This is a genomic window from Lentilitoribacter sp. Alg239-R112, assembly GCF_900537175.1.
Taxonomy (GTDB): domain Bacteria; phylum Pseudomonadota; class Alphaproteobacteria; order Rhizobiales; family Rhizobiaceae; genus Lentilitoribacter.
On the sequence record NZ_LS999833.1, the window covers coordinates 1,127,373 to 1,151,717 of the forward strand.

Consider the following 24,345-nt stretch of genomic DNA (forward strand, 5'->3'; position numbering starts at 1 on the left):
AAAACTCTGTATTATTTACTATCATTCCATTGATCGGATAGGACCACGTTGTTGGAAACCAGAAACAAGAATGAATATTGATATCATCGAATTTGCCGAGCAGATTAGGCAGGCGGACAATTTGGATGCGTCTCTTGATGTTTTACAGCAAGAGTTATTGGACTTGGGTTTCATACATGTGAAATACGGATGGGCCCTACTATCGGGGCAAGAGTTTAAACACAACAACGCTTTGATTGTTGGTAACTTTTGCGACGAGTGGGAAGACTACCAATCAAAGCAAAGCAACTGGACCGAGAACGATTACATCGTTGAACATTATCTGCGCGAGGAAACTCCAATTACGTTTTCGCAGGTTTACACCAAGATGGACGACAAGGTTCTCACGGAAAATCAGATAAAAAATCACGATGTTGGACGAGAGATGGGCATGGCTCATGGCATTGCGTTCCCAATTAAAGATTCAAATCCCTTGGCAATTGGCGGAATATCAATGGAGGGATCGCGATCATTTACCCATCGCGAATTTGAGGCCCATCTATCTCATCATGTTCAGGCGTTGCGACATATCAGCGATACCTTTCACGCAAACATCAATAAATCATATTTGGTTGACAAATCAGCGCATCTATCTCCGCGCGAATGCGAGTGTCTTACATGGATTATTTCTGGATTGAGGCAGCAAGAAATTGCCTACAGAATGGGAACTCACCCAAAGACCGTAGAAAAACAACTGGCCAATGCCCGGAAAAAACTTAAAGCAAAGACAAACACACAGGCTGCAATACGAGCTTTGACCTTCAATTTGCTCAAGCCATAATTTTTCAATTTGCCCCCAAAATTTCTGAATGAAATTTGGGGGATCTCCCCCAATTGCAAATTGATATTCTCACTCTAATACTACCGACCATATTCAATGGGATTGCGGAGTCGGCTATGAACTTTATCAAAAAAGCAGCAACAATCGGAATAGTGGCTATTACTTGTGCGTCGTGTGCAAGCATCTACAAGTTGGAGCGCACAAGTTTTTACGATACCTGTATCTTCGATGGAATAAAATACGATATTCATAGTGCTGTGAAAGTTTCCATTAGGGCAGATTCATCAGATTCGCAAAAAGTCAGAGTCCTAGTCCCCAAAGGTGCTTCACCTACCGTTGGCAATACAATCGCCACCTGCCCAGCCAATAGAACCGACTCTTACTGTAAAAAAATGTTTCGGCGCGCTGTTGAGAGCCAAAATGAAAAAGATCAAGAAGATTCTGATGGTGGTTCGTCAATGTATTAATCGCATGTTCTACCCAAAGATCAATCGCAAAAAACTTATATTCTAAGGAAAGAATATGCAGCTCTTAAAAACATCTATTTCTCTCATAATAGTAGCGATAACATGCACCGCTTGCATAACGACAACTTTTAAAAGCCATAAGAAAATAGGAACTTATAACTACGGTCTCGAGCAGTATGATGTTTACTCCGCAGTGGATGAAGACGATTTAATAAAATACAGATTGCTTTTCCCAAAGGGAGTGAGACCGGTACGTAATGGGCGTAACTGGATTGCTGTATGTAAAGAATCCGATGGGTTAGAAGAATGTAACAAATGGTTCGGCAAACGTGCCAGAGATCAAAAGCGGCAACAAAAATCTGACAGCGATTCCGACGATGGCTCATCAATGTACTAATGGTAACTGATACCGGAAACCTCCTGAAGAACACCGAGATGGTGAACGCATTGTACTAACTAATAGATCATATCAAAATGGCACTAAGTTCGTAACGATGATGATCATCACACTAATTATTTCAGCGTTGGTTGAGGTATTTCCTTGGTGCACCAATCTTTTAAAGAACCTTTCCCGGCCATAAATCTTGCATATGCCTTCGTTTATGTTTGAAATCTCGGTAAACCGTCGCAACGAAGTCATTCGATCGTTCTCGTAGCAGGCTGGGCCGCGCCTGACTTTTGTTTATATCAATTTGGATGCTAGTGTAGCCATGTAGGAATTATTCGTTTTGAGCAAGAACACTGGGAGTCAAATTAGCAAAGGTCAATTAATGAGAAATATCAGATATCATTCCCGATGACATCATAGTTAGTTGCCAATGTTCGAAATTTTAGGATGCCCGCTTCGGGCCAGTTTTCACCTTGAAATTGTTAAGATGAAATTTCCGATCTTGAAGTAATAGCGGTCCATTTGAAATCGAACTATAAGTTCAGGCTCTGCCATTAACGGAATAGTTCCAAGTTAGAAATTGTAACTCGTCAGTGCCTTATGGTTGGTTGGCTGAATATCCGAGAGAGTAACTTAGGCTCATCACGCCGTCATATAGAACAAATGATGAGATGGAGGAACAAACGAGCAATAAACGAGGCAACTCGCATTGTAAAAGATATCATGCAACAGATCCGGTGCAGGTATTCCTTAAAAGACAAGGTATAGATCATGTTGTCAGCCTTCTTGGTGAAAACGGTATTACAGAACTTTTTCGGCAAGAAACGCCTTGCTGTTGATATGGACCAAGAGACAAATACAGACCAAGTTAAGAACTTCTGCAATCATGATTCAAGCCTGCCGAACCATTTACTTTCCACACAAGGTAGATTAGAAGAATGTCTGATAGTTAGAAGGCGAGTGTTGAGCAGCAACTGTTTACTTGATGTGCCAAGTGACTCATAAAAGCTTTCTGTAAATAGAGATCAACGACAATCCGTTAACAATCAATTACTTACTAACGGATTTATTTGGATTTCACGTCTTGTGTCTATTTTTTGCGCGTTGTTTCGCCGAAAGGTTTACTGCAAGAAATGCACTGAGGGGCAAGTTATGAACTTCAAGACCGCAGGGGATGTAAGACCTGCTGCGTCTGCTCGGAGTAAAACGACCAGATTTCTAGCTCGTTGTTCATCCAACCTATTGGTCACCACATTATTAATCCCGGTTTTGATGTTGAACCCTTTTGGTACGGCAATATCCTCGGCCGAGGATAACGTGATTTCGACCATCGTTAATGTGCAAAATGGCTCCTTTCCTCTGGATGGGACGGACAGCCTGACGATCACTTCAACCGGTGAGATCAGCACTTCTGCCAACACGGACAATGCCGTCTCGGCAACAGGTAATGGCAACACCATCACCAACCTGGGTGTGCTTTCAACAGGTGGGGTTTTAAGTCATGGCATCTATCTTGATAATAGCGATAACAACACCATCACCAATCTAGGCGCGCTTTCAACAAGCGGGTTTATCGGCCAAGGCATCTATCTTAGTAATAGCGATAACAACAGCGTTATCCAGTCGGGTAATATCTCAATCCAAGGGTCGAGTGGCGGTGGAATTACATTTGAATTCAGTAATAATAACAGTTTAATCCATTCGGGAACGATCTTAGCGTCAGAGGCGAATGGCTCTGGGATAAGTGTTGGTGATAGCGACAATAACAGCATTATCCATTCGGGCACGATCTCCACCACTGGGACGAGTGGCATCGGGATGTTTATATTACAAAGCGACAATAACGGCTTTGTCCAGTCTGGCACAACCTTAACGACCGGCGAAGATGCGGTCGGAAATTACCTTTTTAACAGCAATAACAACAACTTTAACCAGTCAGGTACGATCTCCACAACTGGGGTGGATGCCCATGCGATCTTTTTGACCGGGAGCAGTAACAACGTATTTACTATCACAGGTAAGCTCACATCGACCCAAGCCAATGCCTTTCTATTTGATACTTTTGCCACTACGGGCAATATCATTAACCTGACAACAGGTGCCTTTCTCGGTGGAGCCATTGATTTAAATACCAGCGGTAACTTCGTTAATATTACAACGACACCCGGCCATTCGGTGGTTTGGGATTTTGGTGCTGGTTCTACCATAACAAGCGGCATTCAAGTGTCTGGCACTGGGGCCTATCTGGTCAACGGCAATACCTTTTATTCTGTCGATCCAACAGGTTTTCTTGCCCGAGCTGACTCGATTGGTGATACGGCGGGCATGTTGACTGGCGTTGCCAACTCACGCCTTGGCTCTGGAGCGCTGGCTGTTTTTGAGCAGCCAAGTGGTTTTGCCTATACCCGCGACGATGGTTCTGAATATTCGGATGCCCGGTTTTGGGGCGATTTTATAGCCAGTACTTCTCAATATGGCGCGACCAGCACAACACTTGGCTATAACAACCAACAATATGGCGTGGCGCTTGGCTATGAACGGGATTTTGATATCGACACCACTTTCGGTCTGATGGGCGGCTATCTGTATAGCGGATTGAAGGCTGACAGCCGTTTCACCACGTCTCAGGAGATTAAAAGCCGTGGTGGCTATCTGGGCATTTATGGCTCACATGAGCTTGCTAATGAAATCAAGGTGTCTGGCTCATTAATGGCAGGACGGAGCGCAAATGACAGCTCACGCATATTCAACAATAACACCGTCACGCCAAGCTTCACCGAAATGGCGACAGCTACCTATGGAAGCACCTTTATCGCACCAAGCATCAGCATATCAAAAGACTATGTGCTTGATGAGAAAACCATTCTGACACCCATGTTTTCAGCCCTTTATGCCCATCAATGGAGCAGCGACTATGCCGAGACAGGTTCCTCGAGCAACTTAACTGTCGGTTCAAGCGAAGAAAGTGTGTTTGAGGCTGAGGCAGCTCTGGGCCTAACCCGCCATCTGGAAGAGACTGATCAATATAGTAGTGGCAAGGTCACTGCACGACTCGGTGCTCTGGTACGCACGACACCCAGTAGCAATATGCCTGCGCTCTCCTTAGTAGGTGTTGGTGCGCTAACAAATGCCAGTCGCAACGACAACCCTCTTATTGCAGTAACGGGCGGGTTAGATTTTGATTTACAGCTCACAAGTTCCGTTTCATTTACCGCCTCTGGCGATGTTGCAATTGGCAACAATGATTATGTCAGTGCTCAAGGAAAACTGGGGTTTAGAGTACGATTTTAAAAGACTCTGGATTTCACCTAATTGGATTTTGAGACTGTATTCGAGATAAAGTTCTAGCCCAACTTTTCAAAGTAGCATTCAATCGTGATAAGCGGCACTAATTTTTTTGGTCTGAATTTTTGTCGGAATTGATGAAGTGAATTAGTTTCCGATCCATTCAGATTATATTCTGTGTAACCTTTATTTATGAGAAATTCTGATATCCAACGGTACATGTATTCTGAAGCGCCGCTATGGGTCCTGTCAACACAGATTGCAATGCTGTTTGAAACAATACCTAACTTGGGTAACTCGCTGAGAACTATTCCGATCACCTTGGAGTTACAAATAAACAAATGTAACGCCAATCCAGAACAGTTTCATCAACAGGTTTATATCTGCTATGCAATTTCGCAGATTCTTTCAATTCCGGTACGATGCGCGCTAAGGTGACTTTTTATCCTTGCCAACAGCATGCTCGCAAACACGTGCCCAATGATCAGGTATATTCGATGCGCCAGCTGGCAGCACAAGCATACTCTTTTCATCATTTGAGTGCTGTGCCAAAAAAGCCAGTTTGCTGCCCTTTTCAAAAGACCACAGCCCCTTTCTTCCGGTGTGTAGGAGATATGCAGCCGAATGTGCCATACTGTCGGGGCTCCTAGGGAATTCGTTTAATAAACTCGCTAAATCGTTATAATTAGACCATGACCAACTGCGAACTAACTTAATAGAATCACCACTTTACGCATTACATTTAACGGATATCCCATAAGTTTAGTCACATAGTTGATATCAATTCAACTCTAAACTGAGCTTCCAGAGCAATAATCAATCCAAGCTCTTATTGAAAGCGTTATACCCCTAAAGAGAATTTCGAAATAATATCAATCGGATAATGGTGCTGCCGAGGTGATTTGAACACCCGACCTCTCCCTTACCAATGTGTTTCTCGTTTAATTGGACGAGTTTGGATGGTGCCATCCACGGACGTATATCGTTGCACAAAGCGCTGATTTAAATACATAATTCACTACAGGAACTTTGTAAATGGCCGTACCACGCCATCACACTTTGTACTCCTCTGCCCTACTAATGGCCTACTTGCTTGGATGATACCTAGTGATATCCATTTTTTTGTTTTAGATAATTTTGCATCAATCAATATTCCCAAGTCTCATATGCTAATGGATAACTCTTCAGTAGTTCTTTTCTCTGTCGCCAATCAGGCATTGCGCCATCCATCAATGAAATAAAGTGTTGGTTATGATGACGCTCGAGCAAATGTACAAGTTCATGAACGAGAATAAATTCAAAACACTTTTTTGGTTTTTTTGCCAGTTCGAGGTTCAGCAAAACGCGTCCGGTATCAGGATTACAACTTCCCCAACGGGTTTTCATTCTTTGTATACGGATCTCTTCCACTGATACTAATAGCTTACTTTCCCAATCGGGCTGCATCAACGATATTAAATTCTGCAAGTGCTTCCTATAAAACCGATCAACGATTAATGATTTCATTTTCTGTGACGCGCCTTTTCGAACATAAAGAGCCAACCGTCCATTTCCAATAACGGATGCATGTCCTTTGCCGTCAGTTTCGCGAACATCGAGAATTAGCCGTTGACCGTCAAAAAAATGACTTTCTCCAGAAATGTACAAGCGTTCTGATTCCCTTGCTTGTTGTTCAAACTCAGTTCTTTTTTGTTGTATCCATTTAAGGCGTCTAATCACAGCTAAACGTGCAACATCAGTGCTCATCTGAGAGGGGACAGATAATCTAACGGACCCCATAGGCGGATGAACTGACAAATGCACGTTTTTGATGGGTTTTCTGGTCAGATCAACAATAATGCCAGAGATTTCTAAAACCTCTTCACCAATATTCATGCTGCTTAACCACAATTTTCATAATCTCAGAGATTTCAATTTTATCGCCTACGGCTTCAAAAATAGCACGCGCAACGACTCGCTCATTAATTTGCTTACCAACCCAGTCGGCTGTTTTAGAAGCCCACACCGCCTTATCAACGCTTTCAACCCAAGCGTCATCAACGTCAAAATTATCAAATAGGGACTTTTTAGCAGTGGTATCAACTGAGGATGGGTATGTACCATGGCCTGGACCGCCCGCATTGACAACTTGGAGTGACAAATCTTTTACTCGCTCAAGATAATCTTTGTATTCAAGTGCTTGCGTTCGTCGTTCTTCAATTAGCGCCTCTAGCAACTGAGACATTTTTTCATAGTAATGAGGATTCACTTGTTGCACATCAATAATGACGCGCCGAATATTATTTTCGATGGCTTCAGCCATAGCTTCCTCAGTTGCCATCATGGCATCTTCTGGACTTTCTAAAGCTTCAGTTCCCTTTTCAACAATAAGCTGGATCAGACTCATCTCTTCAAAGTCAGCAACTAGCTTGCTTTCGTTGGCTTTGATGTAGGTGTCCAACAATCGCCGCATGGCTGGTTCATACAACTTCATATCCACAAAGTCGCCGCTTGATAATTTAATTTCGGCGCTCACTTTACTGAAATGTTCGACCTCCGACTTTATACTTTGTTCATCGTGATCAGAATATCCTGCTGCTTGCATTTCATTTGCTAAATTTGCATAAGCACGAAGATAAGTAGCTGATGCTTTATAAAGAGCAATGCGCTTAGGTTCATTGTCAGCGATCTGAGTTTTGCTCGTAGCTTCACCGATGAAGTAATCGAAATATTGTTTCTGCTGTCGTGGTTCCAATACCGGCTCGCAAATCGCCTTAATAGCTTCGCGAGTTTCTTCAAGCCTTTCTGCTCCACGTTCCAACCTATCAGATAACAGTCCAGCAACATCAGATTTTTCATAATTTTCGAATGCTCCGCTGGTGTAGTCGCTGATAGAACTTTCCAAACGGTGAAATAAATCCTTGTAGTCTACGATGTAGCCATATTCTTTGTCGTCACCATCAATCCGATTTACACGACAAATCGCTTGAAAAAGACCGTGGTCGCGCATTTCTTTATCGATGTACAAATAAGTAGCAGATGGCGCATCAAAACCCGTCAACAACTTATCAACGACGATCAACAACCGCATCTGTCCAGGTTCATGCACGAATTGCTTTTTTACAGCCTTCTCGAACTCCAGCACTTTATTCATCGCAGTGTCTTCTGGCTCTTCAAAATAGTCAGACAGCATTTTGCGGTAAATATTATACTGGTTGAGCTTCTCTGTTAGCCCTTCGCCAGAATTTTCGCCTTTTATGTCCGCAGGGGACGGGTGGTAACTTGTGACAATTGCACATTTACCTGCCAGTTCGGTGGCGCTGAATAGATCATAAACCTTACAAGCTTGATAAATGCTTGCGCAAACCAGCATGGCATTTCCTGCGCCATCCATAAGGCGGGGCTTGGTTTCCATGTCCATCAGAATATCGCTGACGATTTGTTCTAAACGATCTTGACTAGACAGAACTTTTTGAAGTGTTCCCCATTTCAATTTGAGTTGCACTTTTGCCATGTCGCTTAGGTTCTTAGTCTTGGCTTCAAACCATGTATCGACTCTATCTTGTGAGGTGACGTATTGATCAATATCACGTGCTTCATAGCGCAAATCCAATACAACTTTATCCGCAACAGCTTCATCAAAGCGATACTCGTCAATGAAACTACCAAAAGTTTCCATCGTGGTCTTTTTGTCAGAGCGCAGAAGCGGCGTGCCTGTGAAACCAATAAACGTTGCTTCTGGCAAGATTGCGTTCATAGCCTCATGAAGCTTGCCGGATTGCGTGCGGTGACATTCGTCAACAAACACAAATATTTCGCCCTTGGCTTTGAAATCTGAGGGTAGACTTGCTTTCAATTCCTTTATGAAAGTCTCGGTCGCTTTGTCATCCTCACCGTCAGAATGGCGCCCGAATTTGTGGATTAACGAGCAAATCAACCATTCAACGTGGCTGTTCAATGTTGCAATCAGCTCATCGCCGTTTTTAGTGCGGAATATCTGTTCATCAACACCCGCAAATACGCCCTCGATCTGTTCGTCTAGTTCGGTTCGGTCGGTCACAACCAAAACACGGGCATCCTGAATATTCTCACGTATCCACTTTGCCAACCAAACCATAGTTAAGCTTTTGCCTGACCCTTGGGTGTGCCAAATGATTCCGTTTCGCCGATCACGTATAAAGGGCTGCGCTTTGTTTACGCCATGGAATTGATTATGGCGGCAAGTCTTCTTGATGCCTTTGTCGAAAACTATGAAGTCGTGGATAATTTGAAGGAACCGAGATTTCTCACACATCAACGAAAGATGATAATCTAGCGGGCTTTCAAAGGTGTTTTCGACTTGTTCTTTCCAGCGGTAGTAATGCTTTTCTGGCGTTTGAATTGTGCCATAGCGCAGCCCTTCGGTATCGTTGCCTGCCAAGCACAATTGCATCGTTGTAAAGAAATTGCGGATGAACGCCTTTTCCTGATTGTCAAGGTTTTGTCGAATACCTTCGGTCACAGAAACGCTCGACCGCTTCAATTCGATCACGCCTAGCGCGATACCATTGACGTATAATACAATATCGGGGCGTTTCCTGTTTTCGCCGTGAACAGAGACTTCTTCGGCGATGGCAAAGTGATTATTGTCGGGATTGTCCCAATCAATAAGCCAAACAGTTTGGTTCTGGTCATCCTGGTCATCTTTGACTTTTATTCCATAGCGCAACAGTGAATATACATCTTTGTTGGCTTGATAGAGATGACGACCAGAGCCAAGAGCTGAAGCGATGTCGAGCTGGTGAAATACACGCGCCTGCACGGCATCAGAATGTCCGGTTTGGGTCAGGAAACGCGAAAGCAGTTCAGGCTCTATGTTGCTGTTATTTTCGCGGTCGTGCCAATTGCCAAGATAATCGTAACCAAGCGTGTCGCGGAAGAGTTTGATAACACGGTTCTGCGTGGCGTGTTCCAATTGACCAATCTTGCTCATACCAACCGCGTCCTTCCAGTTAGAAGTTCCTGCATCATGCCTTGCTTGAGGGCTTTGGTTTTGTTGAGACGAGAATTTAAGGATTGTATATCCAGTTCCCAATTTTCTAGTAAGTCTGCTATTTTTAGTCTCTCCTCAGGGGACTTAGGAAATGGAATGCGAAAGCGGTTTAAGTCTTTGTTTGTGATTTGGTTGATTGTGGCACCCATCGTATCCTCAATCTGTTTCTTAATCACATGACTTTGAAACTGAAAATAAACAAACTTGCTATCGTCACTTTTAAATAAACTCATAAATGCACCAAATGCTGAACCCGCTGCCGTTTCATCAATCAGCGCACATTTTCCGATAAGAGCACGGCTTCCGTTCCTCACGCATATTAACAAATCTCCCTCAGATGTGATCACCCGTTGTGGCAAGTCATGTTTCACAAACACATTGTTTTCATATGTCAGAACGCCATTTTGGATGTTGGACGAACGTAATACGAGGGTCCCTTCGTTTGAAACATCAGATGGCTTATATGTCAGTCCGATAACTGGTTTGCCTATTTCGCCAAGTGGAACCACATCCCAATCCTCTGGAATTTCACCAAGTTCGGTTTGTTTCATGCCTTTGCCAGCCCCAAACCCGTCCAACCGCGTTTTGCCTGTTAGAAGTTGTTGCATGGTGGCGGTTTTTAGGGCGTGTTTTTTCGCAATCAACACTTCCAAAGACGCAATCAACCCATCCACATCCGACAAAGCCTCTGCAATGGCTTTTTGTTCAACATGTGAAGGCGGTAGTGCAAAAAGAATTGGGGATAAATTGCTCTGATTAATGTTGGTATTTGCACTTGAGGTGCTTGCCGCAATAACCCGTTTTCTGAAGTCGCTCCTATAAAAGCAATGCTCTTTGAAATCGCTTGAGATTGAGTCATTTCGGTATCGGATAATAAAGCCGGAGAAAACAGTTTTCTTAAGGTCTTTTTTTACTAACGATGTCAGTCCGACACCGCTAGGTTTCACTGACGATCTGACGAATAAAACATCTCCCTTCTCAACACTGTAAAGAGATTGCTCAAACGGTGTTGAATTTAAGAGACCTAACCCTTGCTCAGTTGAGATTGACGGAATGCCAAATATGTCCATCAAATTCACAAAAGGGAAACCGAAACCAAACTGGTCTGCGGACTTATTTATTCCATTCTTAAATGAACCTTCCTCTCCAAGTGAAGTTACGATCCAATCTTCAGGAATAACCCCAACCTCGGTTTGTTTGTATCCTTCCTTCACCATGACAGCCCCATCTTTTTCAAATGGGCCTCTACCTTGGCGCTAAAATCATCAACGGCACCTGACAATTCCGGCAAGGTTTGGGCATAGCGCTCATCCAGCACACGCACTCGGCTTGCAAGGGCTTGGGTGATGCGCTCCACCTCTTCCCCAATGCGTATCTCAATGGTTGCCAGCCATTTGTCGTCAACGGTCAGGGCTTTGGCTTCATCCGCGGAAAGTTGCGGGATTTTCTGAAACACTGCTAAATCAAGCACGTCAATCGCTGCGTTCTCGACCTTCTTGGCCGCCGTCTCAGCTGTTTGCAGTTCCACGAGCTTTGTTAAGGCTGCTGCTTCTTTTTCATCCGTTGCGGCTTTGGCCTCTCGCTTTACATCCGCCACTTTGTATTTTCCATCGTCCAATGCGGCGGCAATCAAACTATCTTCACCGTTATTGTCCTCGATGAACGTTTCAAGGGCTTGGGTAGCATCCTCTTTTGCTTGGGTTGCCGCATCTAGTGCTGCTTTTTCATTTGCAAAGAACCGTGCAATGACCAGCGCTGGTGGAATAATGTCCGACTTGTGTTTGGTCATTGCCTTCGCTTTGCCAAACTGAAAATCAGCATCTTCTTTGTAGACGTTCTTGCCGTTTTTATCTTTGATCGGCACCAGTTGACGCACCGAACTGGCTGCATCCCAACCATCTTGAGCCAGCAAATAAACATCATCCTGCATCTGATCAGCCCAATAGGTCATCAAGATTTGATAGATATCGTATTTGTCTAGAAGGTTCGCACCCGCAAAGCTGCTCAGCAAATCCTCTGAAATTTCGAAAATGAGTTCTTTGGGTTTGTCACCTTTGGCTATTGAGTTCAGCTTATCGCGGTGCCGAGCTTTCCACGCCGTAAACCGTTCCAGTGTTTCCGCTTTGAAACTCACAAACTCAGGGTGTTCCGAAATCGATTTTTTCACGTCGCGCTGGGCGACCAAAGTTTTTGAATAGCCCTCACGATCACCGTCTGCGAACAAAGTTGTGCGCAGGGTTGGCATAACATCCCAATAGGATTGCAGGGCATCAATGTCCGCGTTTGGAATACCCCCTGATAAATGCGCACTTAAGTCGTGAATATCCTCTGGTTCACTGGCGTCGATATAGCGTGGAATGTTTAGGTTGAACTCGTTCTTTTGGGCAATCTCTGTGTAGGGCACCAGCCGCGAATAGCGATCCACTTGCAACTGGTTATTGAACGTGTCGACAATGCGATGAATATCCTGGGAACGGAGACGGTTCTTGTTCCCATCTTTGACAAAGCCCTTTGAGGCATCAATCATAAAGATCGGGTTGTTCTCCTTTGCTGCTTGTTTATCCAGCACAACAATACAAGCTGGTATGCCCGTGCCATAAAACAGGTTTGCAGGCAGGCCAATGATGCCTTTAATATAACCTTGATGGATGAGTTTGCGACGAATGTCTGCTTCAGCATTGCCTCGGAACAGAACGCCGTGGGGCAGGATTACCGCCCCTTTGCCCGTACTCTTGAGTGATTTTATTATATGCAAAAGAAAGGCATAATCGCCGTTCTTTTCGGGTGGTTCCCCGTATTCAAAGCGATTGAAATGGTCTTCGCTGGCGACAATCCCATTGCTCCAGGACTTGAGAGAAAATGGTGGGTTAGCCACTGCAAAGTCAAAAGTCTCAAGTGATTTATCCGACTTGAGCCAATGTGGCGCGGAGATAGTGTCGTCTTGCCAGATTTCACCTGTCGGGCTGTTGTGCAGCACCATGTTCATTTTAGCCAAAGCGGAGGTGGCTTGTTCTTTTTCCTGCCCGCGCAATGACAATCCGTTTGGTGCTTCGGCATTCACTTTCAATAACAAAGAGCCTGATCCACATGTCGGGTCGTAAGCCGTTTGATCTTGGTTGGTATCCGGCCCAATGCCGATGACTTTGGCAAGAATAGTTGAGACCTCAGCAGGTGTGTAAAATTGGCCTTTACTTTTACCGGACTCTGTAGCGAAGTGGCGCATTAGATATTCGTAGGCATCTCCCATAAGGTCGTCGCCATCGGCTTGATTTCGCCCTAAATCCAAACCTTCAAAAATGCGAACAAGTTTTGACAGCGTATCAACCATTGCCTTGCCTTTGCCAAGACGGTCATCATTGTTGAAATCATTGTCAGCACTCTTTAGCCAAGCCATATCATTTGCGTCGGCCAATGCGCCGACTATGGTATTCATTTTGTCGCCAATGCCAGCTTGACCTACCGCTGTTGCCATATCGGCGAACGAACCACCCTCGGGGATAACAATCGCACCGTAAGGCTCATTCGCATATTTGTCGGAAACATATTTTACGAAAAGCAGTGTGAGGATGTAGTTCTTGTATTGGGATGCATCCATGCCCCCACGCAATTCGTCACAACTTGCCCAAAGTGAAGCATATAGTTCTGTCTTCTTGACCGCCAATTCATTCTCTCACTGTAGATACTTAAAATTCCTTTTGACCATACACATCGGATTTATTCAACATAACGATCTATAAACGGCTTAGTTATTACTAGTATATTGGTTGAATTAAAAGGACTGATCACCAAATGGTAGAAATTAGACGCCTCTTCTCCTTTCCAGATCGCGCCATCTCCAGCCATACAACCTAATGAAAAGTCGAGCTTTTTCGAAAAATGTGTTTATAATGAATTGTGGCCATGATGGAGGTCACGATGCCCAATATACGACTAACTCGAAAATTTATCGATTCAATTGAATACCCAAAAAGCGGGCAAGTAATTTACCGCGACACGATGCTGCCTGGCTTTGGCCTACGTGTAGGCATGAAATCAAAAACCTATATTGTTGAAAGCCAGGTGAACCGGAAGACTAAGCGCGTCTCTGTTGGGCGTGCGGACCTCTATCCGCCGGAAACTGCCAGGCGCAAAGCGCTGGTCATTTTAGGTGATATGGCGGAGGGCGTTAATCCTAATGAAGAAAAGCGCAAGAAAGCAGCAGAAAAAATCACTGTTCAAAATGCGTTCGAAAAGTTCTTCGATACACGTGCCCATCTATCGAAAGCTACCGTGGAAAACTATTCGCGTACTGGGTACATCTATCTAAAGGCCTGGGCGAAAAAGCCCATGTGTGAAATCACGAAGCAGATGGTGCTAAAACGACACCAACAAATGTCGCGAAAAAATGGAAAGGTCACAGCAAACGATTCATTCCGCCACTTTCGTTCGGTCTATAATTTCATTGCTGCTACTGAAGATAATTTTCCTCCCAACCCTGTGTTAATTCTCAGCCAGGCACGAGCGTGGAACAAAGAAAGACGTAGACAAACTATTATCGAAGCAAAGGACCTGCCATCATGGTGGGAGACAGTCATGGAACAGCAGGACTATGCTCGTGACTTTCTGCTGATAGCATTGTTCACAGGAATGCGACGCGGCGAGCTACAACGCTTACGCTGGGAAAACATTGATCTTCAAGAACGCAAGCTGCACTTGCCGACAACAAAGAACGGCGATCCTCTCATGTTGCCACTTTCTGACTATTTGTTTGAGCTGCTCAAAGACAGGAAGAAAAAGGCAAAATCATCGCCCTGGGTTTTCCCGGGTTGTGGGCCTAAAGGTCATCTGGCGGAACCAAAGAAGTTTCTCAAGCGCGTAGCAATAAACTCTGGTGTTTCCTTTACACTGCATGATTTGCGCAGAACCTACATCACTATCGCCGAAAGTTTGGACATTCCGCACTATGCATTGAAACGATTGTTGAACCACCGAACCAACTCCGATGTGACAGGCGGCTATATTGTTATCAATGTGGATCGTTTGCGTGGACCCGTTGAGCTTATCGCTAACCGCATTCTTGAACTCAAAGAACCCCGCGGCGGCCTGAAGGAGTGACCCCACCCCATCGACGGGGATTAGGCGTAACATGGTGATGGCCGCTCTCGGTCCAGGCCCATTGGCGAGCTAATTTGATCCCATAAATACGACAAAGTATGTATATAACGGTTGATCCTGCTTGCCACCCTTACGCGCGCGTACGCGTTACAAACTATCAAAACTCTTAACCTATCGCTACGCCTTCAGAACCATTAGTTTCACTGTTCATGTTTAACAATGAAATGTAGAGAAAACTTCATGAGCGGCAAAGAACAATCTGACTATTCAGACTTCGATAATACCTGGGTTTATCGTGGTCGTCCTTTGGCGAAACAACAGCGGAAAGAACTGATTTCCTCTATCAACCCATCGGTGTGCCATGTACATGGAATTTCGGCTGAAAAGGAACATGAGGCTCTTTTGTTCAACTTGGTTAGGATAATGAACACAGGATCCGAAGTGTCGATGCTAAACGGGGAAATCTCGCCACCAAAAGATCAACCCACGATTAAAGAAGCTAGAAAGAAGATCAAGAAAGCCGCGGATAAGCTTTCTGCTGCACATGAGATGATTCATGACTTCATTGGAGATGAAACAGTTCGCGCGTTGCTCGAGCGCTCAGATGGATGGGAAGATATCAGTGTGCTGCTTCCTGTTCTTGGGCGTGTGGCTACTTTGTTAGACGAAGCAGCTAATTATAAAGGGAATCAAGGAGCCAGAAGAAATCCTGATTGGATTAAAAACTTCTGTGATGAATGCAATAATTTCTGGAAACTACACATGCCTGGTGGCACTAGCCTTGTATACCAAAATGAACAAGAAAGCCCCGTCTCCGAATGGGTTTATCACTTGTTTAAGGAGCTCGGTGAATTCACGGAGCTTAACCCGAAAGACTCAGTCTTGTTCACGCACGCCAAACGGCCCAACCGTTAAACGTTCTAAATATTATCCGTTTAACGACATTAGAATTTAAAAGTTAGATTCCGCAGTCTGTTTGCATCTTTAAGAAAGGAAGTGAAGATGCAAAATCAAAGCGAATTAATAGCCACCAAACAACTACCCGACATAACGGGGTGTAGTGCCAACTATTTTGAAAAGGGTCGCACCTACGGATATGGACCAAAGTTCATCCGCCTCTCATCTGGCGGTCGTGGTGGTAAGATACTCTACCGCCGTTCAGATATTGAGGCTTGGCTTCAAGAAAATGAATGTCAACCGGGAGGGTTTAGCAATGACTAATACTCTCCGGAAATATCCAAATATCTACCAACCCAAACGACCTGATTATGATGACGACGGCAACCGACTTTGGTTTCGTACCCATATATCTAAACCAAACACGAAGTATGATGTCTATAATCCTTATAATGCAATTTGCCAGGCCAAGCTTTATCGATGGGCAAGACATGAATTTAAAAATGGCACGCCGATTGGTGAACTGTATGGATATCTGCTCTACGACCAACCTAACATTTCCAAAAGACATCTTGGTTGCACCGTTATGCAGGCCATTGCATATAACCCGCGCAAATTAATTGGCGTCAGAAAGGATAATTCCAAGGCATGCCCAGGATATTTCTTCATGAGCCCTAAGGATTTGGAATACGGGCTTGAATGGATGATTTGCATCTGGCTCAGAAAGATCACCTTTGCAGATAATGTAGAGGACATGGAGTTCGAATTGGACGAACTGGCAAATGCAAAAGGGGAGGATTTGCAAGGTTTATATTGGGATCCATTTCTCGAACCCTTCATTCAGGATTCGTTTCAAGAATTCAATTGGATGAAAATTTGGGAGCAATTTGATTTGAAGAAACAAGAGATTCCAGTAGCTATCAAACCTCGTCCATTATTGCGGAGCTTCGCTTAGGTTGATTTCTCCCCCATGCCAATGCATGGGGGAGTTTGCGACGTATATTCCAGCTTTGATTTTGCCCAACAAAATTCTAGTTAAGTCAGTTGAGGCAGCCCAGAATAGGGGTGCGCTATTAAATAGCTGTTATTATTAGTGTTTTTTATAATATTATTGAAATAAGAGTAAATAGTACTTGCCTCTACTAGCCTATTTGCCAGGCCCAGCCGCCACGGCTGGCAACCCAATTTTAGTGGTGCCAGATAGTATTATGTTTTAATTTGGTTTGGCAGGTTAAAAACACTTTTAATAACAATGTTTTACACCAACTTATGCTTAAATAGTATGCGCTTAACTAAAACTAACAGCTCAACTTTGATTATTACCGCGGGCATTTATGCTGCCCAAAGTTGTTTTGGGCTTTGTAAGCCGTTTTAAGGTAGCCCCAAGTTAGGCTTTTACCCTTTTGGTGTTGTAGGCCTACCAGGCACAAAATGGCACTCGACGGACGTCTAAAGCATCAACCACGTAGCTATGGCTGCTTCGAAATATTCCGATCTTGGGTTGTACGTTCATCAATCAACAAAGGTACGACAGTGTCCTTCGGAAAATGATCATGATCGTGTCTGTATATTTTCAACTCGTCTTCTGTCTCTGCCCTGACTGAGTATATCAACTCACCATCGATAGATTCGCCTTTGGGCTTTTTGGCTAAGCGATACTTCATAAGTAAAACAATTAGCGTGAGTAGAAATATCGGAGGCACGATGAGCCATGCAAATTTCATCCAATCAGATAGTGACTGATAGGTATCAAAGAAATCCTGCCAAAAATTATAATCTTCCATGTAGTTAGCCTAAAACCTTACTCATAGTCTATGGTATTTCAATACTATTCATTGCCCGTTATGGCAATGAAACTTGAGAAAAGATTTGGAAAAAACGTAAGGTACTGGCGAAAACAGCGCGGAATATCACAGGAAGAATTTGCTGATCGCGCGCAGTTGCACCCGACTTATGTGAGTGGAATTGAAACAGGCTACCGAAATCCGACGGTGAAAATCGTGGGTCGTATTGCTGCCGCTCTAAACGTTAAGCCTGCTGACTTATTTGAAGAAAATATTGAAGAATAGTTGACCAAATTATTTGAGCATTCTGGTTTGATCTGATTTGGAAGAAAGCGACATTAGATAACTTGAAAATTCTCTACTAATTTAGAAAGTAGAGCAATCTACATCAAGTTTCGTGCCACAAAAATATATTTTATAATCAGATAGTTAGTGGTGCTGCCGAAGAGAATTGAACTCTCGACCTCTCCCTTACCAAGGGAGTGCTCTACCCCTGAGCTACGGCAGCCTACCTTTTTTCGGGCTTTGGAATAATTGCCCTACTAATACCCTACTTTTATTTCCTTGCAACCGCCAACTCAATGTTTTGACACACTAAACTGGAGAAGACCCCCACATTACCAAGGGAGTGCTCTACCCCTGAGCTACGGCAGCATGAAGATTGCTTTTCTTAAGCAATTTTACTTAATCGAAAGCCTATTGCCATAGGTTTATCTCTTGTGCAACCCATCTTTGGCCATCTTTGAGTTAGCACAACACAATCTCGCCCAAATATAGCCTTTTCCCATCCATAATTATCGGTTAATGAGAGATTATGGCGGATAAAAATGTAAAATCGAGCGAACAAGACGCGAAGAAGAAGAGGCTTGAGCAGCAATTGCGAGCTAATCTTAAGCGCCGGAAAACGCAAACACGAGCATCACGGAGCGGTAAAGCAGACCAAACAAATGGATTGCCAGCCGCACATCTTGATGATGGCGAGAATTAACCCATATTAGTTTCGTATGTTGAAGCCTTATTGAACTTAGGCTACACACGGCCTAAATCATGAAAAGAGGATGGGGCAAAACCCCACAGGGCGCGCATGGATCGAATTAAAATTATCGGTGGAAATGAACTTAACGGTATCATTCCAATCTCAGGTGCAAAAAATGCTGCATTACCATTGATGATCGCGTCACTTCTAACGGATGACACACTTACGCTTGAAAATCTGCCGCGCCTGGCTGATGTGGAGCAGCTTACAAGAATTTTGGGAAATCACGGCGTTGATGTTTCCGTAAGCGGTCGCCGCGAAAAACAAAGTCAAAGCTATGCACGAACGGTTAGTTTTACCGCGCGCCACATCGTTGATACGACCGCCCCTTATGAACTTGTGTCTAAGATGCGCGCAAGTTTCTGGGTAATTGGTCCTCTGCTTGCACGAATGGGAACTGCTAAGGTATCACTTCCCGGTGGCTGCGCCATTGGCACACGACCCGTTGATTTGTTCATTGACGGTCTTGAAGCACTCGGTGCTGATATAGAGATCGAAAACGGATATGTAATTGCTAACGCCAAATCCGGCCTAAAAGGAGCAGACTTTGAATTTTCAAAGGTCTCAGTTGGCGCGACGCACGTCATGATGATGGCTGCAACTTTAGCCAAAGGCACAACACGCATTTCAAATGCAGCCCGTGAGCCAGAGGTTTCGGATCTTGCCAAATGTTTGAATGCGATGGGCGCCAAAATTTCTGGCGCGGGTACATCGGTCATCACAATTGAGGGAGTAACGTCGCTTTCAGGTGCGCGCCATCGTGTATTGCCGGACCGTATTGAAACAGGAACTTACGCAATGGCTGTTGCCATGACCGGTGGCGATGTTGTTTTAGCAGGTACAAGTTCTGATCTATTAAACTCTGCGCTTGATACATTGCGAACAACAGGTACAGAAGTGACCTCTGTTGAAAATGGTATTCGTGTGCGTCGACAAGGTGGTGATATCCAACCTGTAGATGTTTCAACAGACCCATTTCCCGGTTTTCCCACGGATTTACAAGCTCAATTTATGGGACTTATGACAATGGCAAATGGCGTGTCAAAAATTACCGAAACTATTTTTGAGAACCGCTTTATGCATGTCCAAGAATTGGCCCGCCTGGGCGCTAATATTTCGCTCGATGGACAAACAGCCACGGTAACGGGTGTTAAAGAGCTGAAAGGCGCTCCGGTTATGGCAACCGATTTACGAGCATCATCGGCACTCGTTATTGCAGGTTTGGTTGCTGATGGAGAAACAAATGTAAACCGCGTTTATCATTTAGATCGCGGATTTGAACAACTTGAAGAAAAGCTAACAAGATGCGGTGCGAATGTATCTCGCGTTAGCGACTAGGCGAATTTAAATATGTCACTGCTCAAATTATTAGCGTTAGACGACGAAGATCTTACTGTTATTTCAGCTGCAATGCAGGATGCTGTTTTGCGAGTGGAAGACCTCGAGTTTGATAAACGGAATAATCAGTTCTTGCTTACTGCCAACCGTTTCGCCTGGGAAAAGCGAAAAGGTTTCCTAAAGAAAGAGCATGAACGCCGCCGCACGGTTTTGGCATTCAAGCGGGTTAGTAATGTTAAAATGCGTGGTTTTAATGCGAGCGATGATGATGAGGTTTTATCTTTGTTGGCATTAAGGTTCCTCGAAACGGACGAAGGTCCAGAGGGCGAACTGGAACTCGTGATGTCCGGCAATGCAGGTATTTTACTCAACGTTGAATGTATTGAGGTCCAGCTAACAGATACAGGCGGGGCGTGGGGCACTCGGTTTAAACCTAAACATTAATCACCGTCGTTCTAATCCCGTCAAATTTAGTTTCATTACGGAGCACACTGAATTGGTTCTTAAGCTAGACTTCCAAACTTCAAATTTTGAAGAACAATTTGCCGCCTTTCTGACGACGAAACGCGAGGTATCAGAAGATGTGATTGTCGATGTTGATCGCATTATTTCTGCTGTGCAAGCAAATGGTGATGAGACGTTACATGATCTGACTTTGAAATTTGATCAAGTCGATACCCGCAAGATTGGCCTCAAAATAACATCCGATGAATTAGATCAAGCTTTGGGTGCTATTTCGGATGATGTTCGGGCAGCTCTTGAACTTGCTCATGAGCGTATCACCAGTCACCATGCGCGCCAGATGCCGAATGATGATTTTTACAAAGATCACTTGGGTGTAGAGCTTGGTTCAAGGTGGACGGCAATTGATGCGGTTGGTCTTTACGTGCCTGGCGGCACTGCAAGTTACCCAAGTTCCGTTTTGATGAATGCTATTCCGGCAAAGGTTGCAGGTGTCCAGCGTATAGCAATGGTTGTACCGGCAGCAAAAGGCAAACATAATCCAGCTATATTAGCAGCTGCCCGTATTGCAGGTGTTAGCGAAATATACCGTATTGGCGGAGCACATGGTGTCGCCGCGCTTGCTTATGGTACGGAAACGATAAAGCCTGTTGCAAAAATTGTGGGTCCGGGCAATGCTTGGGTAGCCGCGGCTAAACGGCAAGTCTTTGGGACGGTCGGAATTGATATGATCGCAGGACCTTCAGAGGTTTTGATAATCGCAGATAAAAATAATAACCCAGACTGGATTGCCGCCGATCTCTTAGCGCAGGCCGAGCATGACGTTGGAGCGCAAGCGATATTAATCACCGATGATGCTGATCTTGCTGACCAGGTTGTCAAAGCCGTTAGTTATCAAATCAAACAATTGCCTCGTGGTGAAATTGCCGCGCAATCATGGAATGATTTTGGTGCGATTATCATGGTACCAAACTTGGAGGAAGCTTTTCCACTCGCAAATCGCATAGCAGCGGAACACCTCGAGCTAGCGCTTGATAACGCGGATGATTATGTATCTAAAGTTCGTAATGCTGGCTCCATTTTTGTAGGGCATTACACACCCGAAGCGATTGGCGACTATGTAGCTGGCTCTAATCATGTCTTGCCAACGGCACGCTCAGCAAGATATTCATCTGGACTGTCAGTCTATGATTTTATTAAGCGCACATCTGTGTTAAAACTTGGGCCAGAACAATTAGCGGCGATTGGACCTGCGGCAATGACTTTGGCTGAAACAGAAGGCTTGAGCGCCCATGCGCGGTCAATATCAATCCGAACCAATGCAAAAGGGTAGCTGAGTTCATGGCCAATAGCGCTAAAGATAGGCTAGTTGACATCTCGCTCGATGCATCTATCGGGCGTGCCACGCCAGATATTGAGCACGAGCGGGCGATCGCCATTTTTGATCTGATTGAAGAAAACAGCTTCGAGTTGGTTGGTCACGATACAGGGCCGTATAAGTTAATACTCTCACTTGTTGAGAGTCGTCTTGTTTTTGATATCTTAAATGAAGGTGATGAAAACCTCATTACGCATATCTTATCACTGACCCCATTCAGGCAGATCGTCAAAGATTACTTCATGATTTGCGAGAGCTATTATGAGGCGATTAAATCTGCAGCCACAAACCGGATTGAAGCGCTGGATATGGGCCGTCGCGGTATCCATAATGAAGGTGCTCAAATATTGAAAGACCGTCTTGATGGCAAGATCAACATAGATACAGACACATCTCGTCGTCTATTCACGCTTGTTTGCGTGCTTCACTGGCAAGGTTAGGTAAAAATTTGAATTATCAAGGTGAAATAAGCATGGCTCGAGATAAGGTGAACAGATTATAGATATGTCAGCGCCTTCTTCCATACTTTTTATTTGCGGGATGAACTCTATTCGATCACCAATGGCTGAGGTGATTGCTCGATCTCTTTTGCCAAAGGGTGTATTTGTCCAATCTGCTGGCATACGAGAAGGTGAGCGTGATCAGTTTGTGGAAGCCGTATTGGCTGAAGTCGGTTTAGATTTAGGTAGTCGGCAACCTAGGCTCTACAATGAAATGGCTGATGGCTTTTATGATGTCATCGTCACATTAACACCGGAAGCCCATCACAGAGCTTTAGAAATAACGCGTACGTCAGCTGCAGAAGTCATCTATTGGCCGACATCTGATCCAACTGTTTTACAAGGACAAGGTAAGCGCGAACAGATTTTGGAAGCATATCGCCAGGTTCGCGACGGTATAACAGCCAATATAAAAGAGCATTTTTTAAAATAATACGCAGTAAAAGGCCTAGTTGACCTCGTTTGAATGATCTAAAAGGTTCACAAACGAAATTTGATTGTGTAGTTTCCGCACAAATTTGATGTAATCGCCAACAAGGCGAAGACGAATATCTAAAGAAAGATCTGTACCTAATGGCAAAAGAAGAAGTTCTAGAGTTTCCAGGAGTTGTCGTTGAACTCCTACCCAATGCAACCTTTCGAGTTAAACTTGAAAATGAGCATGAAATTATTGCCCATACCGCTGGTCGTATGCGCAAAAACCGTATTCGCGTTCTGGCGGGTGATAAAGTGTTGGTGGAAATGACACCTTATGACCTGAGTAAAGGCCGCATCACCTACCGTTACAAATAATTTCGAAACAGCTGAGTAATTCTCATCCATGGCAAATGATGCAAAACTCATATTAGCTTCCGGATCCCCACGCCGTGTAGAATTGCTAGATCAAATCGGCATTAAACCGGATCGATTGATGCCTATGGATATTGATGAGACGGCGGGTAAGTCTGAGCATCCTAAATCTTTGGCACGCCGTTTAGCGCAAGAAAAAGCGAAAGCTGCATATTCACAGGTCAAGAATGAACCGCAATGGAAAGGATCATTTATCCTAGCTTCTGATACGGTCGTATCAGTCGGGCGCAGAATACTGCCAAAAGCGGAATCAATTGAAGATGCGAATAATTCAATTCATCTTTTGTCCGGTCGTAACCATCGTGTCTATTCTGGTGTGTGCATTATTACGCCAAGTGGTGCGGTTCGGCTGAAAGTTGCAGAAACGCGCTTAAGATTTAAACGAATTTCCAGTGCAGAAATGCGAAGTTATCTTGATTCTGGCGAGTGGCGCGGCAAGGCTGGCGCTTATGCCATCCAAGGCATTGCAGGAAGTTTTGTTATTAAACTCGTCGGTTCTTATTCAAATGTTGTCGGTCTGCCGCTTTATGAAACGTCGAATCTACTTGCAGGTGAAGGTTACATTTTTCATCAATCCTGGAAAGGTCGCACCGGAATATGAGTAACTCGGACAATGTTGAACCCTTGCGCCCAAAGCTTCCTTGTCCCGAATGCGGTAAGCCATCTGACCGCCAAACGCACCCATTTTGCTCTGAACGCTGTAAAAACCTGGATCTCGGTCGTTGGCTTAATGGTTCCTATGCAATTCCCGTCAGCGAAGTTGAGGAAAACCAAGATCCTGAATCTGAAAATGAAGAGCGTTTTTAGATACTTACTAATAGTTTGACATTTTTATTTCAAAAAGATCACGAAACATTTGAAAGACCACTAGACTTGGTCGTCCAAAATGTTATAACGCGCTCGCTCTCCTAGATTACCCATTCGGAGAGCTGACAAATTTATCCGATGCCCGGGTAGCTCAGGGGTAGAGCAGTGGACTGAAAATCCTCGTGTCGGTGGTTCAAATCCGCCCCCGGGCACCATTTCAAAAATTTCT

24 protein-coding genes and 2 tRNA genes are annotated in these 24,345 nt (G+C 44.4%); 19 read left to right on the forward strand and 7 right to left on the reverse strand.

Annotated elements, in window-relative coordinates; all coding sequences use genetic code 11:
* The first annotated feature begins 70 nt into the window (after nt 1-70).
* From G3W54_RS05925 to G3W54_RS05940, 4 genes are all read left to right on the forward strand, one after another.
* The gene (locus G3W54_RS05925; RefSeq protein WP_162652185.1) at nt 71-820 is read left to right on the forward strand and encodes a LuxR C-terminal-related transcriptional regulator; all 750 of its coding nucleotides are present in this window, start codon (nt 71-73) and stop codon (nt 818-820) included.
* Nucleotides 821-936: 116 nt separating this feature from the next.
* Nucleotides 937-1,287 (forward strand): hypothetical protein, encoded by a 351-nt coding sequence (locus tag G3W54_RS05930; RefSeq protein WP_162652186.1) that lies wholly within the window; start codon nt 937-939, stop codon nt 1,285-1,287.
* 55 nt (nt 1,288-1,342) lie between these two features.
* Complete coding sequence (locus G3W54_RS05935) at nt 1,343-1,684, forward strand: hypothetical protein (protein ID WP_162652187.1); 342 nt, start codon at nt 1,343-1,345, stop codon at nt 1,682-1,684.
* 1,143 nt (nt 1,685-2,827) lie between these two features.
* The gene (locus tag G3W54_RS05940; RefSeq protein ID WP_162652188.1) at nt 2,828-4,966 is read left to right on the forward strand and encodes an autotransporter domain-containing protein; all 2,139 of its coding nucleotides are present in this window, start codon (nt 2,828-2,830) and stop codon (nt 4,964-4,966) included.
* A 423-nt stretch (nt 4,967-5,389) separates the two neighbouring features.
* On the opposite strand, the gene G3W54_RS05945 is transcribed toward G3W54_RS05940, so the two are convergent.
* From G3W54_RS05945 to G3W54_RS05965, 5 genes are all read right to left on the reverse strand, one after another.
* Nucleotides 5,390-5,593, reverse strand: a complete 204-nt coding sequence (locus tag G3W54_RS05945) for a hypothetical protein (RefSeq protein ID WP_162652189.1) — start codon at nt 5,591-5,593, stop codon at nt 5,390-5,392.
* A gap of 513 nt (nt 5,594-6,106) precedes the next feature.
* Nucleotides 6,107-6,835, reverse strand: a complete 729-nt coding sequence (locus tag G3W54_RS05950; RefSeq protein WP_162652190.1) for a SprT family zinc-dependent metalloprotease — start codon at nt 6,833-6,835, stop codon at nt 6,107-6,109.
* Nucleotides 6,822-9,911, reverse strand: coding sequence for a type I restriction endonuclease subunit R (locus G3W54_RS05955; protein WP_162652191.1), 3,090 nt, complete (start codon nt 9,909-9,911; stop codon nt 6,822-6,824). Before G3W54_RS05955 ends, G3W54_RS05950 begins: the two co-directional genes overlap by 14 nt.
* Entirely contained in the window at nt 9,908-11,188 is a 1,281-nt protein-coding gene (locus G3W54_RS05960) for a restriction endonuclease subunit S (protein WP_162652192.1), read from the reverse strand. The genes G3W54_RS05955 and G3W54_RS05960 overlap by 4 nt, the downstream gene beginning before the upstream one ends.
* The gene (locus G3W54_RS05965) at nt 11,182-13,632 is read right to left on the reverse strand and encodes an N-6 DNA methylase (protein ID WP_162652193.1); all 2,451 of its coding nucleotides are present in this window, start codon (nt 13,630-13,632) and stop codon (nt 11,182-11,184) included. Before G3W54_RS05965 ends, G3W54_RS05960 begins: the two co-directional genes overlap by 7 nt.
* A gap of 254 nt (nt 13,633-13,886) precedes the next feature.
* On the opposite strand from G3W54_RS05965, the gene G3W54_RS05970 reads away from it, so the two are divergent.
* The 4 genes from G3W54_RS05970 to G3W54_RS05985 all read left to right on the forward strand — a co-directional run bounded on the left by G3W54_RS05970 (nt 13,887) and on the right by G3W54_RS05985 (nt 16,917).
* Nucleotides 13,887-15,065: an integrase family protein gene (locus tag G3W54_RS05970; RefSeq protein ID WP_162652194.1), complete on the forward strand. Its 1,179-nt coding sequence runs from the start codon at nt 13,887-13,889 to the stop codon at nt 15,063-15,065.
* A 240-nt stretch (nt 15,066-15,305) separates the two neighbouring features.
* Entirely contained in the window at nt 15,306-15,980 is a 675-nt protein-coding gene (locus G3W54_RS05975; protein ID WP_162652195.1) for a hypothetical protein, read from the forward strand.
* Between the two features lie 87 nt (nt 15,981-16,067).
* Nucleotides 16,068-16,286 carry a helix-turn-helix domain-containing protein gene (locus G3W54_RS05980; RefSeq protein ID WP_162652196.1) on the forward strand — a complete coding sequence of 73 codons (219 nt, stop codon included), beginning with the start codon at nt 16,068-16,070 and terminating at the stop codon, nt 16,284-16,286.
* Complete coding sequence (locus G3W54_RS05985; protein ID WP_162652197.1) at nt 16,252-16,917, forward strand: hypothetical protein; 666 nt, start codon at nt 16,252-16,254, stop codon at nt 16,915-16,917. Before G3W54_RS05980 ends, G3W54_RS05985 begins: the two co-directional genes overlap by 35 nt.
* Nucleotides 16,918-17,431: 514 nt before the next feature.
* Here G3W54_RS05985 and G3W54_RS05990 read toward each other — a convergent pair.
* Nucleotides 17,432-17,746, reverse strand: a complete 315-nt coding sequence (locus G3W54_RS05990) for a hypothetical protein (protein ID WP_162652198.1) — start codon at nt 17,744-17,746, stop codon at nt 17,432-17,434.
* Between the two features lie 66 nt (nt 17,747-17,812).
* On the opposite strand from G3W54_RS05990, the gene G3W54_RS05995 reads away from it, so the two are divergent.
* On the forward strand, nt 17,813-18,031 hold the full coding sequence (locus G3W54_RS05995; RefSeq protein WP_162652199.1) for a helix-turn-helix transcriptional regulator: 219 nt from the start codon (nt 17,813-17,815) through the stop codon (nt 18,029-18,031).
* 148 nt (nt 18,032-18,179) lie between these two features.
* Here G3W54_RS05995 and G3W54_RS06000 read toward each other — a convergent pair.
* Nucleotides 18,180-18,254 (reverse strand) — tRNA-Thr (locus G3W54_RS06000).
* Between the two features lie 306 nt (nt 18,255-18,560).
* Here G3W54_RS06000 and G3W54_RS19150 point away from each other — a divergent pair.
* The 10 genes from G3W54_RS19150 to G3W54_RS06045 all read left to right on the forward strand — a co-directional run bounded on the left by G3W54_RS19150 (nt 18,561) and on the right by G3W54_RS06045 (nt 24,331).
* Nucleotides 18,561-18,734, forward strand: a complete 174-nt coding sequence (locus G3W54_RS19150; protein WP_174244214.1) for a hypothetical protein — start codon at nt 18,561-18,563, stop codon at nt 18,732-18,734.
* 96 nt (nt 18,735-18,830) lie between these two features.
* Nucleotides 18,831-20,120, forward strand: coding sequence for a UDP-N-acetylglucosamine 1-carboxyvinyltransferase (gene murA, locus G3W54_RS06005; protein WP_162652200.1), 1,290 nt, complete (start codon nt 18,831-18,833; stop codon nt 20,118-20,120).
* A 12-nt stretch (nt 20,121-20,132) separates the two neighbouring features.
* Nucleotides 20,133-20,564, forward strand: coding sequence for a DUF2948 family protein (locus tag G3W54_RS06010; protein WP_162652201.1), 432 nt, complete (start codon nt 20,133-20,135; stop codon nt 20,562-20,564).
* A 52-nt stretch (nt 20,565-20,616) separates the two neighbouring features.
* Nucleotides 20,617-21,915 carry a histidinol dehydrogenase gene (gene hisD, locus G3W54_RS06015; RefSeq protein ID WP_162652202.1) on the forward strand — a complete coding sequence of 433 codons (1,299 nt, stop codon included), beginning with the start codon at nt 20,617-20,619 and terminating at the stop codon, nt 21,913-21,915.
* An 8-nt stretch (nt 21,916-21,923) separates the two neighbouring features.
* Entirely contained in the window at nt 21,924-22,400 is a 477-nt protein-coding gene (locus tag G3W54_RS06020; protein WP_162652203.1) for a UPF0262 family protein, read from the forward strand.
* Nucleotides 22,401-22,464: 64 nt separating this feature from the next.
* A complete protein-coding gene (locus G3W54_RS06025; protein ID WP_162652204.1) occupies nt 22,465-22,893 on the forward strand; it encodes a low molecular weight phosphatase family protein in 429 nt (142 codons plus the stop codon).
* Nucleotides 22,894-23,033: 140 nt separating this feature from the next.
* Nucleotides 23,034-23,252, forward strand: coding sequence for a translation initiation factor IF-1 (infA, locus tag G3W54_RS06030; RefSeq protein ID WP_162652205.1), 219 nt, complete (start codon nt 23,034-23,036; stop codon nt 23,250-23,252).
* Between the two features lie 28 nt (nt 23,253-23,280).
* Nucleotides 23,281-23,910, forward strand: coding sequence for a Maf-like protein (locus G3W54_RS06035; protein WP_162652206.1), 630 nt, complete (start codon nt 23,281-23,283; stop codon nt 23,908-23,910).
* On the forward strand, nt 23,907-24,116 hold the full coding sequence (gene yacG / locus G3W54_RS06040) for a DNA gyrase inhibitor YacG (protein WP_162652207.1): 210 nt from the start codon (nt 23,907-23,909) through the stop codon (nt 24,114-24,116). The genes G3W54_RS06035 and yacG overlap by 4 nt, the downstream gene beginning before the upstream one ends.
* A 140-nt stretch (nt 24,117-24,256) precedes the next feature.
* A tRNA-Phe gene (locus G3W54_RS06045) sits at nt 24,257-24,331 on the forward strand.
* The last annotated feature ends 14 nt before the right edge of the window (nt 24,332-24,345 follow it).